The 15,279-nt window shown below is 71.9% G+C and carries 19 protein-coding genes; 10 read left to right on the plus strand and 9 right to left on the minus strand.

All coding sequences use genetic code 11. The features are described from left to right. Positions 1 to 5 precede the first annotated feature (5 nt). Together Aau02nite_RS26870 and Aau02nite_RS26875 are read left to right on the plus strand one after the other, a co-directional pair. Entirely contained in the window at positions 6 to 572 is a 567-nt protein-coding gene (locus tag Aau02nite_RS26870) for a hypothetical protein (RefSeq protein WP_212991357.1), read from the plus strand. 17 nt (positions 573 to 589) lie between these two features. Further along, positions 590 to 1,069 (plus strand): hypothetical protein, encoded by a 480-nt coding sequence (locus Aau02nite_RS26875; protein ID WP_212991358.1) that lies wholly within the window; start codon positions 590 to 592, stop codon positions 1,067 to 1,069. A gap of 11 nt (positions 1,070 to 1,080) precedes the next feature. Here the strand turns inward: Aau02nite_RS26875 and Aau02nite_RS26880 are convergent, their stop codons facing one another. Both Aau02nite_RS26880 and Aau02nite_RS26885 read right to left on the minus strand, forming a co-directional pair. Next, positions 1,081 to 1,602: a GNAT family N-acetyltransferase gene (locus tag Aau02nite_RS26880; protein ID WP_246595456.1), complete on the minus strand. Its 522-nt coding sequence runs from the start codon at positions 1,600 to 1,602 to the stop codon at positions 1,081 to 1,083. 20 nt (positions 1,603 to 1,622) lie between these two features. After that, positions 1,623 to 3,182 carry a GGDEF domain-containing protein gene (locus Aau02nite_RS26885; RefSeq protein ID WP_246595457.1) on the minus strand — a complete coding sequence of 520 codons (1,560 nt, stop codon included), beginning with the start codon at positions 3,180 to 3,182 and terminating at the stop codon, positions 1,623 to 1,625. 153 nt (positions 3,183 to 3,335) lie between these two features. Between Aau02nite_RS26885 and Aau02nite_RS26890 the strand changes: the two genes are divergently transcribed. Next, on the plus strand, positions 3,336 to 4,262 hold the full coding sequence (locus Aau02nite_RS26890) for a DUF1996 domain-containing protein (protein WP_212991360.1): 927 nt from the start codon (positions 3,336 to 3,338) through the stop codon (positions 4,260 to 4,262). On the opposite strand, the gene Aau02nite_RS26895 is transcribed toward Aau02nite_RS26890, so the two are convergent. Further along, a complete protein-coding gene (locus Aau02nite_RS26895) occupies positions 4,256 to 5,026 on the minus strand; it encodes a COG4315 family predicted lipoprotein (protein WP_212991361.1) in 771 nt (256 codons plus the stop codon). The two genes, Aau02nite_RS26890 and Aau02nite_RS26895, sit on opposite strands and share 7 nt — an antisense overlap. Before the next feature lie 249 nt (positions 5,027 to 5,275). Here Aau02nite_RS26895 and Aau02nite_RS26900 point away from each other — a divergent pair, with 249 nt between their 5' ends. Both Aau02nite_RS26900 and Aau02nite_RS26905 read left to right on the plus strand, forming a co-directional pair. Further along, on the plus strand, positions 5,276 to 5,779 hold the full coding sequence (locus Aau02nite_RS26900) for a sigma-70 family RNA polymerase sigma factor (protein WP_212991437.1): 504 nt from the start codon (positions 5,276 to 5,278) through the stop codon (positions 5,777 to 5,779). Beyond that, the gene (locus Aau02nite_RS26905) at positions 5,776 to 6,480 is read left to right on the plus strand and encodes an anti-sigma factor family protein (protein WP_246595458.1); all 705 of its coding nucleotides are present in this window, start codon (positions 5,776 to 5,778) and stop codon (positions 6,478 to 6,480) included. The genes Aau02nite_RS26900 and Aau02nite_RS26905 overlap by 4 nt, the downstream gene beginning before the upstream one ends. A gap of 54 nt (positions 6,481 to 6,534) precedes the next feature. On the opposite strand, the gene Aau02nite_RS26910 is transcribed toward Aau02nite_RS26905, so the two are convergent. The 5 genes from Aau02nite_RS26910 to Aau02nite_RS26930 all read right to left on the minus strand — a co-directional run bounded on the left by Aau02nite_RS26910 (position 6,535) and on the right by Aau02nite_RS26930 (position 9,984). Continuing rightward, positions 6,535 to 6,936, minus strand: a complete 402-nt coding sequence (locus Aau02nite_RS26910) for a PPOX class F420-dependent oxidoreductase (RefSeq protein ID WP_212991362.1) — start codon at positions 6,934 to 6,936, stop codon at positions 6,535 to 6,537. Further along, positions 6,933 to 7,172 (minus strand): hypothetical protein, encoded by a 240-nt coding sequence (locus Aau02nite_RS26915; RefSeq protein WP_212991363.1) that lies wholly within the window; start codon positions 7,170 to 7,172, stop codon positions 6,933 to 6,935. Before Aau02nite_RS26915 ends, Aau02nite_RS26910 begins: the two co-directional genes overlap by 4 nt. A gap of 60 nt (positions 7,173 to 7,232) precedes the next feature. Continuing rightward, positions 7,233 to 7,643, minus strand: coding sequence for a rhodanese-like domain-containing protein (locus tag Aau02nite_RS26920; RefSeq protein WP_212991439.1), 411 nt, complete (start codon positions 7,641 to 7,643; stop codon positions 7,233 to 7,235). An 11-nt stretch (positions 7,644 to 7,654) separates the two neighbouring features. Beyond that, on the minus strand, positions 7,655 to 8,128 hold the full coding sequence (locus tag Aau02nite_RS26925; protein WP_212991364.1) for a cysteine dioxygenase: 474 nt from the start codon (positions 8,126 to 8,128) through the stop codon (positions 7,655 to 7,657). Between the two features lie 290 nt (positions 8,129 to 8,418). Continuing rightward, positions 8,419 to 9,984, minus strand: a complete 1,566-nt coding sequence (locus Aau02nite_RS26930) for a serine/threonine-protein kinase (RefSeq protein WP_212991365.1) — start codon at positions 9,982 to 9,984, stop codon at positions 8,419 to 8,421. 71 nt (positions 9,985 to 10,055) lie between these two features. On the opposite strand from Aau02nite_RS26930, the gene Aau02nite_RS26935 reads away from it, so the two are divergent. From Aau02nite_RS26935 to Aau02nite_RS26955, 5 genes are all read left to right on the plus strand, one after another. Beyond that, the gene (locus tag Aau02nite_RS26935; protein ID WP_246595460.1) at positions 10,056 to 11,285 is read left to right on the plus strand and encodes a glycosyltransferase family 4 protein; all 1,230 of its coding nucleotides are present in this window, start codon (positions 10,056 to 10,058) and stop codon (positions 11,283 to 11,285) included. Positions 11,286 to 11,739: 454 nt separating this feature from the next. Then, entirely contained in the window at positions 11,740 to 12,969 is a 1,230-nt protein-coding gene (locus tag Aau02nite_RS26940; protein ID WP_212991366.1) for a neprosin family prolyl endopeptidase, read from the plus strand. Between the two features lie 125 nt (positions 12,970 to 13,094). Next, entirely contained in the window at positions 13,095 to 13,616 is a 522-nt protein-coding gene (locus Aau02nite_RS26945) for a sigma-70 family RNA polymerase sigma factor (protein WP_212991367.1), read from the plus strand. 73 nt (positions 13,617 to 13,689) lie between these two features. Further along, positions 13,690 to 14,412, plus strand: a complete 723-nt coding sequence (locus Aau02nite_RS26950; RefSeq protein WP_212991368.1) for a zf-HC2 domain-containing protein — start codon at positions 13,690 to 13,692, stop codon at positions 14,410 to 14,412. 38 nt (positions 14,413 to 14,450) lie between these two features. Further along, on the plus strand, positions 14,451 to 14,876 hold the full coding sequence (locus Aau02nite_RS26955; protein WP_212991369.1) for a pyridoxamine 5'-phosphate oxidase family protein: 426 nt from the start codon (positions 14,451 to 14,453) through the stop codon (positions 14,874 to 14,876). Here Aau02nite_RS26955 and Aau02nite_RS26960 read toward each other — a convergent pair. Further along, a complete protein-coding gene (locus tag Aau02nite_RS26960) occupies positions 14,870 to 15,274 on the minus strand; it encodes a thiol-disulfide oxidoreductase DCC family protein (RefSeq protein ID WP_212991370.1) in 405 nt (134 codons plus the stop codon). The two genes, Aau02nite_RS26955 and Aau02nite_RS26960, sit on opposite strands and share 7 nt — an antisense overlap. Positions 15,275 to 15,279: the final 5 nt, after the last annotated feature.

Consider the following 15,279-nt stretch of genomic DNA (forward strand, 5'->3'; position numbering starts at 1 on the left):
AGTGCATGCGGCTCAGAAAACTCGTGCTCCCGCTGCTGGCCCTGCCGATCGCCCTCGGCGGCTGCGGCATGCTCGGCTCGTCGGCGGGCACCCCCGGCGCGGCCGCGAGCGCCACCCCGATCGCCGGCGGTGGCGACTGGCTGGTGGTGGCCACCGGCAGCGCCACGCCCAGCCCGGTGGCGTCGCCGGCCGCTTCCCGGCCGCCGGTCCTGCCGCCGGTGTCCTTCCTGCCGGTCCACCCGGGCTGCGCCGAGGACTGGACCGTCAACCCGCCGCTGATCCCGATCGAGGTCGTGCCGGGCGCCGGGCGGCTCACCGTGACCTGGCCCCGCCAGTACGACTCCGACTACCGGATCACCGCGGTCAAGCAGCCGCTGATCACCGGCAACCAACCGGCCTACACCTGGCAGCAGGTGCCCGCGGGCACGGGCTGCACAGTCACGGCCACGATCACCGGACTCCAGAAGGGCGTGCCCTACATCGTGTGGCTGGACGCGCCCAACACCGGGCACGAGCTGGACGGCGCCCGGCACCCGTACAGCGGCCGCTCCGGGGTCGTCTACCCGCGGTAAAGGTTTAAGCTGCAACGATGACCACGATGCCGGCCGCGTTCATCGGCCACGGCAACCCGATGAACGCGCTCGAGACCAACCGCTACACCCGGCAGCGGCGATCCCGGCCGGCCTGCCCGCCGACGGCGTCAACATCTGAGCGCGTAGCTCCGGCCCCGATGTGGCACGATCCCGACATGGCCGAGAGTTCCAGCCCGCTGCGCGTAGGAGCCTCCGTCTTCCGGTGGGCGACAGCAATCCTGGTCGTCGTGGCATGGTTCTTCTGGATGGCCGCCGCCGTGGAAAGCGACTGGATCGACGGCCTGGCCGACAACGGGACGGGAGCCGTGATCGCGACCGCGCTGCTGGCTGTCCCGCTCCTGCTGGCACTGCTGGCGGCCATGCTGCACCGGTTCCGCGAGGCACGGTTGGCGGCCCTGCTGAGCTGGGGGGCGAGCCTGCCGCTGTTCGGCGCTCTGCTGGCTTTCGGCTACCACCTCACGTACACCCCCGCGTAGGGCGCGAACGCTCAGCGGGCGGCCTTCTCGTAGATGATCTCGAGGCCGTCCTCGTCGTCCCACTGCTCGCCGACCTCGGTGAAGCCGTACTGCGCGACGAGACCGGCCGAAGCGACGTTGTCCGGGCTGATCGTCACCCGCACGGTCCGGACGCCGGGGTCGGCGGCGGCCCGGGCCAGCAGCGCCTCGAACGCGGCGCGGGCGTAACCCTGCCGCCGGTACGCGGGATCAACGGCGTAACCGATCTCGACCAGGCCGGCGGCATCGGGCCGGGAGTGGAAACCGGCCCGCCCGACCGCGACCTGCCGCCGCTCGTCCCAGACGACGCCGGTGACCCACCCGGCCTCGGCGGGATCCTGCTCGACCTGGGCCCGGCGCCGCTCCCACACGCTGCGGTTCTCCGGCCCGGCCAGATACTCCGAGAGCGGCACAGGACTGACGGCCTCCGCCGCCTCGAGATCACCGGCGGCCAGCGCCGCGAAAACCGGCCCCGAAAGATGAACGATCCGAACCTGCTGTCCCTTGGGCTGCACCCACGAATCTTGGCATCCGGTCAGGCGGCGGTGGTGTTGCGGCCGCTCCATTTGGCTGCGTACAGGCGGTCGTCGGCTGCTCGGAAGAGGGCGTCGCCCGTCATGCCCGGGGACCAGGTCGCCACGCCCACGCTCACCGTCAGGCGGACCTCCGGCAGGATCGTCGCCGCGGCCACCGCTGTGCGGATGCGTTCCGCCACCTCGCGGCCCGTCGTGCCGTCGCCCTGCAGGAAGACCACGAACTCGTCGCCCGCGTACCGGACCGCTTCGTCGCCGGTGCGGCAGTGGGCGCGCAGGATCGTCGCCACCTCGCGCAGGGCGCGGTCGCCCGCGCTGTGCGAGTACGCGTCGTTCACCGCCTTGAAATGGTCCAGGTCGATGAGCAGCACCGTCAGCGGCCGCGCCCCCGCCACCCGGTCCACGTCCTCGATCAGCAGGTCGAACTGGCGCCGGTTGCCCAGCCCGGTCAGCGGGTCGAGCAGGATCTCGCGTTCCGCCCGGGCCCGGGCTGTCTCGGCCTCTTCGCGCTGGCCGGCCTGCCGCAGCATCGCCAGGCGTTGCAGCCGCAGCCGCCACAGCTCGCGCATCTGGCCCTCGACCGTCTCGAACAGGTCCCGGCTGGACTGGCAGTCCTCGATCTCCAGGGCGGTCAGGGCCAGCTCGAAGCGGATGATCGGTCGTTCGTCGGGGCGAGAGCCGTGTTCGCTGAGCTCGCGGGCCGCGATGAACTCGCGGCGGGCCTCGTGCGGGAATCCGTGCGCCCGCAGGCTGATGCCCAGCGCCAGGTGGGCCATCCGGGCGTACTGGTAGGTGCCGCCGCCGCGCAGCGGCATGATCGCCTCGCGGGCCAGCTTCTCGGCCACAGTGGTCTCGCCGAGTTTGGCCAGGGCCAGCGCGTGCACGGCTGTCGTGTGCACGTCCGGCTGGGTGTCCAGGCGGAGCCGGGTGATCTCGGCGCTGCGGCGCAGCCGGCTGCGGGCCTCCTCGGCCCGGCCGACGTGGGACAGCCGCAGTCCCCAGTAGAGCAGCGTCACGGCGTGCACCAGGTCGAACGACGTCGAGCGGTTCGGCGCGTCGGAGGCGCACAGCTGGTCGTACGCCATGGCCGCCGTCTCGTACATCTCCGCGGCGGTGGCTGCCTCGGCGAACGAGCACATCGCCGAGCGGTGCCGGTCCGTGCCCGCGGGTCCCGCGTTCAGCAGGGCGCCGGCGCGGGCCAGGTGCTGCATGCAGTCGACGTAGTGGCCGCGCAGCAGGTGCAGCTGGGCCAGGTCGCAGCGCGCCTTCGCCTCGCTGAGCAGGGATCCGGCCGTACGCAGGAGCTCCTCGCCCAGGGCCGTGCCCTCGACGAGCCGGCCCATGGCGAGCAGGGCGTACATCTTGCCCTGGATCAGGAACCGGGCCGTTCGGTCGTCGCGGACCTCCCGGGCGACCATCAGGAAGGCGTCGGCCGCGGTGACCGCTTCGTGGGCCCGGCCCTCGTTCGCCATCCGGTGCACCTGCAGGGCGAGCAGGTGGAGCGGCCCGTACACGGTCACCGGCACCGGCAACCGCCGGTCCCCCGAGATCCAGTCGGCCATCTGCCCAGTATCAGCCGTTCCGGGCGTTAGTAAATCCACCGGACCGATAGGCCTGCATTCGGGTACGCCGATGTCGGCCGAAGTCGAGCACTTTGCCTGCACTGTCCTGTTTGTGCCAGCGGCGGTGGCGGGATGTTTGCGTAAGGTGACGGTATGGCGTACGCCGCGAGAGGTCGGCGCAGGGCTGCCATGTGGGCCCTGGCCGTCGAGCTGCTGCTCGCCGCGGGCGCCGTCACCGCCGGCACGCTGCGCCAGCCCTCGCTGGGTGCGGACTATGTGGAGATCAACGAGGTCGCCGCCCTACCCGTGGAGGCGGGCACCGGCTCGTACACCTGGGACTGCGGGCGCAACGAGCACGGGCACCGCAACAGCAGCAACATCGTCGTGACCCCCGGCAAGGCCGGACCGGTGCACCATCTGCACGACTTCTTCGGCAACCGGTCCGTCGACGTCGGCAGTACGGTCAAGAGCCTCGCCGGTGGCGGCACCACCTGCGCCAACCGCGACGAGTCGACCTACTACTGGCCGGTGCTGCGCACCTTCGGCCGCGAGGACGGGCCGCACGGCGGGGCGGTGCAGGTGCCGGTCCGGGTCAGCTTCACCTTCCTCGGCAACCCGCGGGGGCCGGTGGTGGCGATGCCGTGGCTGCTGCGCGGGGCCGTCGGGGACGCGTACGCGATGACGAACGGCGGCGCCCGGGCCGCCCCGGTCTGGAGCTGTTCCGGCAGTCCCGAGCGCCGCAGTCTGCGGTACGTGGTCTGTCCCCGCGGTGAGCAGGTGCTGCGGGTCTTCGACTTCCCGAGCTGCTGGGACGGCCGGCGGGTGGACAGCAACGACCACCGCCAGCAGCTCGTGTTCATCGCCCCCGGCGGCGGCTGTCCGATCTCGACCTTCGCCGTGCCGCGGCTGCGGATCGTCGTCGCCTACGACATCGCACCGGGCACCCGGTACCGGATCGACTCGTTCGACGCGCAGCGGCACAGCCCGCTCACCGATCACGCGTTCTTCGTCAATCTGATGCCGGATGCCCTGATGAACGAGGTCGTACGGTGCCTCAACGCCGGTCGCAGCTGTCAGTAGCCCGGATCGGCGGGAGCGTCGCCACCGGAACCCCGCTCCGTCGAACCGTCCGTGCCACCGGTCCCGCCGGCCGACTCGGGCAGCGCTCCGGTCTTGCCGCCCTTGGGGTCGACCGCGAACCACGTGCCGTTGACGCCCTGACCCAGGATGTCGCCCGGCTCGGCGTCCTTGGCGAAGTAGTACACCGGCCAGCCGTTGATGGTGACCTGGCAGGTGCCGTCGGCGCGCTCGACGTACCCCAGGATCTTGGGGTTGATGCCCTTGGGGAAGATCTTGCCGGGCGACTTGATCAGCAGCGGCGGCCAGGCCTTGGCGCAGTCGCCGTTGCAGGTCGCCTTCGGCGGCTTGTTGCTGTCCTCGTCGAAGCGGTAGAGCGTGCGCCCGGCGCCGTCGGTGACGTAGGTGCCGATGACCGGGTTCTCCGCCGTGTTGAGCTCGACGGTCTTGCTGCCCTTACGGATGCTCCTGGGCGGGGTGATGTCCTTGTCGGACGCGCCGCTGAAGATCTTGACCCACTTCTGGGTCTTCGCGACGGTCGGCTCGGGGATCGGCTCCGCCTTCCGGTCCGGGGTCTCCTCGGCGGCCAGCTCGGCCTGCTCCGGCGGCGTGCTCGGCTCGGGCGGCACGGCCGGCGCGGCCGGCGTCTCGCCCTCCGCGGCGACGAATCGCACCTCCGTCGGGGTGGTGCCGGCCGGCGCGCAGGCGGCGAGGCCGAAGGCACTGGTCAGCGCCAGGATGGCGATGGTGGAACGGCTGCGCTTCATGATTCCCCCTGTGGGTGAGCCGGTACGCCATCCACACGACTGCGACGCCGATCCGGTTCAGCCGGAAATTCAGCTGAACCAGATCGGCCCGCCGGTACGTGTGAGGGGAGTCAGACCGACGAAACGGGGGTCGAGGGTGGCCGGACACGCGCTCCGTCCGGCCGGCCTCGGCGTGGTCACCGCCGTCACCGGAGGGAAGAGATGCCGGGGTTGAGGCTCCAACGTCGCCGGGAGGTGGCCGATGAAGCACTGGTCAGATCGTTGTTCTCGGAACACGGGGCGGCGATGCTCGCGTACGCGACGCAGCTGACCCGGGACCGGGCCGCCGCCGAGGACGTGGTCCAGGAGGCCCTGGTCCGCGCCTGGCGACATCCGGACAGCCTGGTCAACGGCAAGGGCTCGGTACGCGGCTGGCTGCTCACCGTGGTCCGCAACATCGTCACCGATCAGATCCGCGCCCGTAACGCCCGCGCTCCCGAGGTGCGCGAGTCGCCGGTCGAGGTCGCGGTGTCCGGCGACCACGCGGAGCAGGTGGTCAACTCGGTGGTGGTCATCGATGCGCTCAGCCGGCTCTCGGCCGAGCACCGCGAGGTGCTGGAGCAGGTCTACCTGCTCGGCAGCACGGTCGCGGAAGCGGCGAAGGCGCTGGGCATCCCGCCCGGCACGGTCAAGTCGCGCTCCTTCTATGCCCTGCGGGCACTACGCGAGCTCCGGTCGCTGAGCGCAGCCGGAACGGAACGGTCTGCCTCATGAAGACGAATCACGTGGACCTCGCCGGCTATCTGACGAAGTCGCTCGACGCGGAGCAGGAACGCCTGGTCGAGGACCATCTCGCCGGCTGCGCCGAATGCCGCGCCGAGGTGGAATCACTGCGGGAGTGGACGATGGCACTCGAGGCCGTGCCCGAGGCGATGCTGCTGGACGGGCCGCCCGAGGGCGGTGACCTGCTGCTGCAGCGCACGCTGAGGCAGATCCGGGACGAGTCGGCCGGGAGGCGTCATCGGCGGACGGCGCTGGTGAGTGCCGCCGCGGCCGTGGTCGTCGCCGCCGCGATCGGATCCGGGGTGGTGGTCGGCCGAGGCACCGCTGATCCGGGCGCTCCGGTGGCGTTGCCGACGCCGTCGCAGGCGGAGCAGACGACGATTCCCGGGACGAAGACCGCGACCGCGGTCGACGCCGGCACCGGCGCACGGATCACCGTCGCGGTGGCACCGGCGCCGGGCTGGGTGCGGATCAAGGCGGCGGTCGCCGGGATCCCGGCCGGGGAACGGTGCCGGCTCGAGGTGGTCGCCAGGAACGGCACGGTGGTGCTGGCGGGCAGCTGGGTGGTCTCCGAGAAGGGCGCGGACGAGGGCACCACGCTCGACGGCAGCGCGCTGGTCGCACCGGCCGACGTGGCCTCGGTCCGGGTGGTCACGGAGAAGGGCAAGCAGTACACGAGTGCCACTGTCTGAGTTGGCGTACGGGGGCGAGCCGGGGTGGTCCTGCGGGACCGCCCCGGCTCGATGTCAGCCCCAGGGCGCGTGGACGATCTTCTCGACCTCGATGGTGAGGATGACCCGCACCTGGTCCCGGCCGCCGAACCACGGGTACGGCCCGCCGACGTACTTCTGGGCCAGCTCCTCGATGTGCTCGGCTCCGCCCTGGGGCGTGACGCCGACGACCCGGCCGCGGACGGAGAAGTAGTTCGACACGTCGTCCGGGTCGGCCACGGTCACGGCGACCCGGGGATCACGCTCGATGTTTTTGACCTTCTGGTAGCCCTCGACGGTGTTGATCACGATGTGCTCGCCGTCGGTGCCGACCCAGGTCTGGGTGAGCTGCGGCGAGCCGTCCGGCATGGTGGTGGCGATGAAGCACGGGCTGGGCTTGCCGAGCAGGTCGAGCAATCCGGCGGGCAGTGAGGTCATGATCCAACAGTACGGTCGGCCACGGGGCGCCGCCGGGTGAGTGACCGCACCATCAGCGCCGCCGCCACGATGCCCGGCCCGCAGTGGACGGCCAGCACCCCGGCCAGGTGCGGGCCGCCCCAGTCGAGCCGGTACGTCGCCGGGTCGGTCATGTCGATGACGAACGGTTCCGCCACCGCCCGGGCCACGAAGAAGAGCCCGATGATCCACAGGAGTACGACGCCGATGCGCTTCATGCCTTCGACGCTAGGAGGGCGGGCAGTGGCGGGACACCGTGCTAGCCGTACCTCTGGTCCTCAGATCGTCGGAAGCCCGGCCGCCTGCCAGGCCTTGAAGCCGCCGTCGAGGTCGGTCGCCCGCAGCAGGCCCAGGTCGTGCAGCGCCGCCGCGGCCAGGCTGCTCGTGTAGCCCTCCTGGCAGGTCACGATCACCTCGAGGTCGTAGCGGGTGAAGGACAGCCGGGCGTCGCTGCGGGGGTCGAGGCGCCATTCGAGCACGTTGCGTTCGATGACGACCGCGCCGGGGATCTCGCCGTGCTCGGCGCGCTGGGCGGCCGGGCGGATGTCCACGAGCACGGCGCCGCGGCCCACGGCCCGGTACGTCTCGTGCGGCCCGAGCCGGACCAGCCGGGCCCGGGCGCCGGCCAGCAACTCGTCGATGCTCCGGGCGCCCTCGGGGGCGGTGGCGAAGGCCGGTGCGCTGCGCAGCAGGGAAGTGCTCACCACTGGGCTCCGGCCCGCTCGACGGTGACGATGTCCAGCCCGGCAGCACCGATCCGGTAACGCGTCATGGTGGTCAGGGCCGGGCCGTACGCGTGGATGCTGATCGCGGGCCGGTCGGAGCGGTTGGTGATCCGGTGGATGTGCCGGGTGCCGAACCGGCGGCCGACGCCTTCGCCCAGCTCGCGGGCGGTGATCCGGGGCGAGCCGTCCGGACCGGTGGCGACCGTGTCCTCGGTGAGAGCGCCGGACCAGACGTAGAACGCGCCGGCCGAGCCGCCGTGGTCGTGCAGATCGGTGCCCTGTCCGGGCAGCCAGGTCAGCAGCCACACCTCATGGTCCGGTTCCTGGGCCAGCCGGTGGTACCACCGGTCGGCCGCGTTGAAACGGGGCGCGACGGGCCAGGAGTCCGGATCGGCGGCGTACCGGGTGGCGGTGGCGAGATGGTCGAGGCCGATGTCGACGACGGTCACTGCAGCTCCTCGGTTTGCATATATTGCCTATCAGTTCTATAGGTTTACCGCCACGGTACGGCCGGGAGCGGACGACGCGCGGAAAGAACCGGGAATCCGGCGCTCAGGCCGGGAAGGTGATGCTCAGGGGGCGCGAAAAGCGCAGATCAGCGGGGACAGCGCGCGCTGGCGCACCGCGCCAGGTCGATCACCCGGCGGGCCGTGAGGGGAATGCCCTGCCGCTGCATGCGCCCATCGTGGTCGGCCACCCGGGCACAGATCAAACCTGTACCACCATGCGGGAACGAGGCTCAGGAGAGGCTGGCGAGGACCAGCCGCAGGTACGGCTCAGTGCCCGCCCAGTCGGCCTCGGGCGTCGTCCACTCCACCAGGTACGCGCGCCCGTCACCCATCGCCAGCAGCACCCGCCGCTCGTGCCGGCGTACCGGCTCGCCGTCGGGCTGCCAGCTGAACTCCCACGCGCCGCCCTGCTGCTGCGGCATCGCGCTCACCGTCACGCGCTGATAGCCGGGCAGATTCCCGGCGGCCAGCGCGTGCTGCTCCTGCGTCTGCCAGTAGGAGAGGGCCCGGCCGGCCAGCCGGGCCGAGGCGTCCACCCGGAACGAGCGGCTGCCGCCCGGATCGCGGAAACAGGCGGCGGTGCCGTCCTGGGACCGGGTCCAGCCGCGCGGCACCGCCACGTCGAAACCCGTCGGGTCGGTGTGCCAGAGCCAGCCGGCCGGGACCGCGTACCCCCGGGCCTGGGTGCGGCCGGCGACAGCCGGTCCTCCCGGGGCGCAGACGGCGACGGGTCCGGCCACCGTGGTGGTGGCCGGGCCGGCACCGGGAGCGGCGCCCGGCCGGTAGTCGAGGGCCAGCGCTGTGCCCGTGGTGCCCACCAGCAGTACCGCGGCCGCCACGAGAGCGACCTTGGTGCTGCGGGCGATGCGTTCGCGGCCCGGCCGGTCGGCGCCCATCCGGTCCAGCAGCATGGACATGCCCACCGCGGACGTGCCGGCCGGAGCCGGCGTGCGTTGCCGCGGCACCCGCATCGGGAAGACCCCGACCGCGCGGTCCACCACCCGCTGCATCAGGGCCTGGGCTTCGGCCGCCGGCAACCGCAGCGCCGGATCCTTGACCAGCAGCTGATCGATGATCGGGGTCAGCGGTCCGGGACGGCGGGCGGGATCGGGCGGCCCGGTCATCAGCGCGGTGAGCGAGGCTGTCGTGGTCGAGCGCTGGAACGGCGCCTGACCCTCCACCGCGGCGTAGAGCGTGGCGCCCAGCGACCACAGGTCGGCGGCCTCGCCGGCGTCGCCGCCGCTCAGCCGCTCGGGAGCGACGAAGTGCGGCGAGCCCAGCAGCGGCTCCGAGCCCGGCTCGGCCCCCCTGATCGTGGCCAGGCCGAAATCGGTGAGCACGACCCGGCCGTCGGTGGCGAGCAGGACGTTGTGCGGCTTGACGTCGCGGTGCAGGACCCCGGCCCCGTGCGCGGCCCGCAGGGCGGCCAGCACTCCGAGGCCGATCCGGGCGGCCTCGCGGTGCGGTAGCGGGCCCTCGCGCAGCACGGCGGCCAGGGACCGGGATTCGACGTACTCCATGACGATCCACGAGCGGTCCGGGCGCCACACCACGTCGTAGACGCCGACCACGCCGGGATGCTCCAGGCGGGCCGCTGCCCGCGCCTCGCGCATCGTGGTGAGCTGGGCGTCGAGCATCTGCGACGAGCTCCCGCCGGCCGGCGTGGTGATCTCCTTGACGGCGACCGGCCGGTGCAGCAGCTCGTCGTCGGCCAGCCACACGCGGCCCATGCCGCCGGTGCCGATGACCTCGAGGAGCCGGTACCGGCCGCCGATCAGCTCCCGCGCAGCGTTCATACCGGTGATTCGGTACGGAGCCCCGCGCGGACGGGTCAGCTTCTTTTTGCGACCGTTGCTACGTTGCTGACGTGAAAATCCGGTACCTGCTGCACAACGCCTACGGTGGCGGCGGCACGATCCGCAGCGTCTTCAATCAGGCCAACGCGCTGTGCGACACGCACGAGGTCGAGATCGCCAGCGTGTACCGCACCGGGGACGAGACGGTCTTCGCGCTCGACCCCCGGGTCCGGCTGGTACCCCTGACCGAGCTGCGGGAGTCCGGCGACCGCCGCAGCGACCGGCCGGGACAGAAGAGCCGGCTGCTCAACAAGGCCCGGCGCTTCCGCAACCCGCTTCCGCACCGGTACGACTCCCGCTACCGCCGGTGGGACCCGCAGGTCGACCTCACGATCATGCGGTACCTGCGGTCCTCCCGGGACGGTGTGCTGATCACGACGCGTCCCGCGCACAATCTGCTGTCGGCCTGGTTCGGGCCGCGCCGACTCCTGCGGATCGCCCAGGACCACATGAACCTGGAGACCTACAAGCCGCGGCTGCGGGCGGCGATCCTGCGGGCGTATCCGCGACTCGACGCCGTGGCCGTGCTCACCGAGCACGACCGCGACACCTACCGGGCGGCGCTGGGCGACAGCGTGGTGCGGGTGGTGCGGATCCCCAACGGCATCCCGCCGTGGCCGCTGCCGCCGGCCGCGCTGGAGAGCAAGGTGCTCGTCGCGGCCGGCCGGCTGGTCCGGCAGAAGGGCTTCGACCTGCTGATCCCGGCGTACGCCCCGGTCGCGGCCCGGCACCCGGACTGGCAGTTACGGATTTTCGGCTGGGGCGCCAAGCGGGCCGAGCTCGCCGCGCAGATCGAGGAGCTGGGCCTGACCGGCCGGGTACGCCTCGAAGGCCCCAGCCGGCGCCTGGACGAGGAGCTCGCGGCCGCGTCGGGGTACGTGCTCAGTTCCCGCTTCGAGGGGCTGCCGATGGTGCTGCTCGAGGCGGCCACCGCCGGCGTGCCGGCCGTCGCGTTCGACTGCCCGACCGGTCCCCGCGAGATCATCGACCACGGCCGCAACGGGCTGCTGGTGCCGCCGGAGGACGTCGGCGCGCTGGCCGAGGGCATGATGCGGCTGATCGAGGATCCGGCCGGGCGCCGGGCCATGGGCGCCGCCGCCCGCGCGGACAGCAGCCGGTATTCGATCAGCACCGTGCGTGAGATCTGGGAACGGCTCTTCACCGAGCTGGCGGCGAGCCGCGGCTCGGCGGTGCCCGGTCCGGCCGCCCAGCAAATTGGACATGATCGCCAGCACCAGTAGCAATCCGGGCAGATGGTGTTCATGCCGTGAATGCCGGAGCCGGTGGCAATGGTCATTTTCTCGCCGTCGGCCGCGCCGGAAAAGCGATCTTGAGAACCGCTATTCACCTTCGCCGAACGCGACTCCGGACAGAGGGTGTATTTTGCCGTTCCGCTCCGGTGCTGCGGGAACGCGGCCCGGCGGCGTGATACCCGAAAGAGCCTCGCGGTGCTTTGGTTCTTTCAAAACGGCTGCCGGAAATCTGCCCCTCAGCAACCGCGTGACCACACACAGTGGATGAAGTCGGCCGATGTTTCACCGGATCGGCGGGCGTACTCAGCCGTTCAGGCGGAAAGGTTGCTCGACGGGGGCGGACGGTATTCAGAACGTTATATGGTCAGCTCCGCCGCTGAGAGCCGGTGCGGAGGTTCTTCGCCCACCGCCTCCGAGCCCCCCGAAGAACGAGGACGGTCACGTGTCGAACTCACGCCGCGGTTTGCTCGCCGCCGGCCTAGCCGTAGCCGTTGTCGGCACGATGGGTACGGTCTGGACCCTGAACGCCAGCGCGGAGGAGACGCCCGAGGCTGAGGCTCCCGCAGCCGTCGTTGCGTCCGCGGCGGAAAGCGCGCCCCCGGCCGGAGGCGCACCCGCGGCCGAGGAGACCAAACTCGAACCGCCGAAGCTGCTGCCCTGGGGCACCAAGCCGCAGCGGCTCAAGCGGGGGAAGGCCGGCGCCAGCAGTAAAGCCGTCGCCGCCGCCGGTGCGGACGCGGCCCCCGCGGACACCAGCGGTTCGGCCACGCCGACGCCCGAGTACGCACCCAAGGGCGGGCAGGGTGCCAACGGCAAGTTCCTGAAGTCGGCGCGCACGACCGTCGTGCCGCCCACCCCGCCGACCGCGGGGACGGTCGAGGCCGCGGCGGCCGCGGACCGCGTGGTCAACTTCCACTATGCGGTCGGCGCCCAGGTGGGCGAGACCGACGGCACCTGGGCGAGCCTGACCATCGAGAAGCCCAAGCTGGTCGAGGGTGACTACCACACGCTGGCCGAGCTGGCGGTGCGCTCCGCCGACAGCCAGCAGACCGTGGAGGTCGGCTGGACCGTGGACCGCTCGGTCAACGGCGACGACGACCCGCACCTCTTCGTCTTCTTCTGGAAGGACGGGGTTCCCCAGTGCTACAACGCCTGCGGATGGACCCAGATCCACAAGACCATCAAGCCGGGCGCCACTCTGCCGGTCGGCACCCAGAAGCGGTTCGGCATCGTGCACGACGGCAACGCCTGGTGGATCGCGTACAACACCGAGTACCTCGGCTACTTCCACGACAGCAACTGGGAAGGCCGGTTCACCCGGGCCGGCCTGAGCCAGTGGTTCGGTGAGGTGGCTTCGCCCAGCCTCACCCCCTGCACCCAGATGGGCAACGGCAAGCCGGCCAGCGACGGCGACGCGGCGCGGATCGGCAGCATCAACATGACCAAGGGCCCGACGGTCGGGTTCGAGCTGGACATGCGGCCCAAATTCAAGGTGGAGCCCGCCATCACGCTGCCGCCCGTGCAGATCGAGAAGCACGACGAGCCGTACTGGACCCCGTGGTCGGGACACCAGCGCACCACGACGACCTTCCGCTACGGCGGCCCGGACTACCCGTTGGTGAAGGACCCGAACGACTCCAAGGCACCGCCCAAGCCGCTCGTGCAGTGCTGACACCGTAGCGCCGAGGCGCCCGGTCCTCCCCAGGTGGGAGGGCCGGGCGCTTTTGTCGGTGCCGATCGAACCGGCCTCGTGCGCGCGGGGTACAACGGGGTGGCGGGCCGACGAGGGAGCAGCGGATGAGGCGACGGGTGAGTCCCGACGAGGAGCTGATGACCGCGCTCTACACCGAGCACTACGCGGTGCTGCTCAGCTTCATCTCGCGGTACGTGCGCGACCGCCACAAGGCGGAGGACCTGGTCCAGGAGACGCTGCTGCGGGCCTGGCGGCACATCGACCACCTCGACCCGGACCCCGGCCGGACCCGCTCCTACCTGCTCACCATCGCGCGCAACGTGGTCACCAACGCCTGGCGGGCCGAGCAGCGCCGCCCGCACCTGGTCGCCGACGACGCCGCCGTCCAGTCGGTGCCGTCGGCCGACAACGTCGATCAACTCGTCGAGGGCTGGCTGGTGGCCGAGGCGCTGGAACGGCTCTCGGCCGACCACCGCGCGGTGGTCCAGGCCATGTACTACGAGGGGCAGACCGTGGCGGACGCCGCCCGGCAGCTGTCGGTGCCCGAGGGCACGGTCAAGTCGCGCGCCTACTACGCGGTGCGGGCGCTGCGGCAGGCGTTCGAAGAGATGGGGGTGCTGCGATGAGCGAGCTTGCGAGCGAATCATCAACTCTGCGCCCGACGAATGTCATCGGCGGAGCGCCAGCGGAGGCGATGGCATGAGCGCCGGCCACGATCATGACGAGCTGCGGCGGTTGCTCGGCGGTTACCTGCTGGGCGGGCTCGACGACGCCGACACCGATCGGCTCGACGCGCACCTGCTGGGCTGCGACGAGTGCCGGGCCGAGCTGGACCGGCTGGCGCCCGTACCGGAACTGCTCCGGTCCCTGGAGAACGCGCTGCCCGTCACGGTCCCGGCGGGCAGCCGACCGAGCCCGGCGCGGATCGAGAGTCTGCTGGTCCGGATGCGGACCGAGCGGTCGCGCGAACGCCGCCGCGGCACCGGCCGGCGGCTGGTGGCCGTGGCCGCGGCCGTGCTGGTCGTCGCGGCCGGTGTCGGTGTGATCGCCACCCGGGACCAGGACCCGCCGGCCGGGCCGCCGGTCGCCGCGCCGAGCCCGGGCCCGGCCCAGAGCCAGCCCGCGGTCACCGCCGTCTTCGAGGCGGCCGACGGCAGCGGGCTCGCCGGGCAGGCGGTGCTGACCGGTAAGACCTGGGGCGTGTCGATCGACCTGACCGTGGAGAAGCTCCGCGGTCAGGGACCGTTCGTGTGCCGGGTCAGCAAGGCCGACGGCACGGTCGAGCAGGCGGCGATCTGGGGCCCGACTCCGAGCGGCAGGGCGAAGGTCACCGGGGCCAGCTCGATCCAGCTGCGCAACGTGAGCGCGGTCGCGGTGGCCGACCACGACGGCCAGGTGCTCGGTACGGCCCACCTGAACTGAGCCGCCGCACCGGAGCCGGATGCTGTTGAATCGGGGTCATGACCACTTCATCGAGCCTGACCGCCGAAGACCTCGAGTTCCTCGCCCGCCCCCTGCACGGGTTCCTGTCCGTGGCCGCGGGGAACCAGCCGCCGGAGCCCCGGCCGATCTGGTTCGAGGCGACCGCGGACGGGACGGTCCAGTTCTTCACGGAGCCGGAGTCGCTGAAGGTGCGGCGCCTGCGCCGTGACCCCCGCGCCTCGATCGTGGTCGCCGCTCCGGTGGGTGAGCGCGAGCGCTGGGTGTCGGTCGCCGGTCGCACCACGGTGGAGACCGACGGCGCTCACGACCTGGCCTCCCGCCTCGCCGCCCGCTACTGGGACCTCGACGACCCCACCCGGGCCGCCGATCTCGCCGCGCTGCTCGCCGGTGACCAGCTGCGCATCGTCATCCACCCGGAGACCGTGCGCCGCTACGCCTACTGACCCGCGGCCGTGCCGTAGAGCTTGTCGCGCTGGGCCTGGGGGAGGGAGCAGGCCGCGGTGCCGCCGGGCAGCAGATGGCGGTGGCCGGCGATCCACCGGTACGCCGGCCACGCCAGCAGTCCGACCGGCTTGAGCTGCAGGGCGCGCCCCGGCACCTCCCACAAGCGGCCCGCGTCCCGCAGCAGCAGGGCGATCGCGTCCGGGCCCGAGGCGACCGTGCCGTCGGTGCCGACCCACTGCACCGCCTCCTCGACCTGCTCGAGGGTCAGGCCCAGCCGGTCGAGGTCCGCGAACTGCCACGGCACCACCGTGGCGTGCGACGGGATGCGGCGTTCGATGAACTGCGCGCAGGTGGTGCAGAACGAGCAGTCGCCGTCGTACACGAACGTGGGCTTCATGATCC

Origin of the sequence: Actinoplanes auranticolor (assembly GCF_018332655.1) — a bacterium.
Taxonomy (GTDB): domain Bacteria; phylum Actinomycetota; class Actinomycetes; order Mycobacteriales; family Micromonosporaceae; genus Actinoplanes; species Actinoplanes auranticolor.

Coding starts and splice junctions, on each gene's coding strand:
- Aau02nite_RS26870 (WP_212991357.1), top strand. CDS start 6: ATGCGGCTCAGAAAACTCGTGCTCCCGCTGCTGGCCCTGCCGATCGCC.
- Aau02nite_RS26875 (WP_212991358.1), top strand. CDS start 590: ATGACCACGATGCCGGCCGCGTTCATCGGCCACGGCAACCCGATGAAC.
- Aau02nite_RS26885 (WP_246595457.1), bottom strand. CDS start 3,182: ATGGCCGACTGGATCTCGGGGGACCGGCGGTTGCCGGTGCCGGTGACC.
- Aau02nite_RS26890 (WP_212991360.1), top strand. CDS start 3,336: ATGGCGTACGCCGCGAGAGGTCGGCGCAGGGCTGCCATGTGGGCCCTG.
- Aau02nite_RS26895 (WP_212991361.1), bottom strand. CDS start 5,026: ATGAAGCGCAGCCGTTCCACCATCGCCATCCTGGCGCTGACCAGTGCC.
- Aau02nite_RS26905 (WP_246595458.1), top strand. CDS start 5,776: ATGAAGACGAATCACGTGGACCTCGCCGGCTATCTGACGAAGTCGCTC.
- Aau02nite_RS26910 (WP_212991362.1), bottom strand. CDS start 6,936: ATGACCTCACTGCCCGCCGGATTGCTCGACCTGCTCGGCAAGCCCAGC.
- Aau02nite_RS26915 (WP_212991363.1), bottom strand. CDS start 7,172: ATGAAGCGCATCGGCGTCGTACTCCTGTGGATCATCGGGCTCTTCTTC.
- Aau02nite_RS26930 (WP_212991365.1), bottom strand. CDS start 9,984: ATGAACGCTGCGCGGGAGCTGATCGGCGGCCGGTACCGGCTCCTCGAG.
- Aau02nite_RS26945 (WP_212991367.1), top strand. CDS start 13,095: ATGAGGCGACGGGTGAGTCCCGACGAGGAGCTGATGACCGCGCTCTAC.
- Aau02nite_RS26950 (WP_212991368.1), top strand. CDS start 13,690: ATGAGCGCCGGCCACGATCATGACGAGCTGCGGCGGTTGCTCGGCGGT.
- Aau02nite_RS26955 (WP_212991369.1), top strand. CDS start 14,451: ATGACCACTTCATCGAGCCTGACCGCCGAAGACCTCGAGTTCCTCGCC.
- Aau02nite_RS26960 (WP_212991370.1), bottom strand. CDS start 15,274: ATGAAGCCCACGTTCGTGTACGACGGCGACTGCTCGTTCTGCACCACC.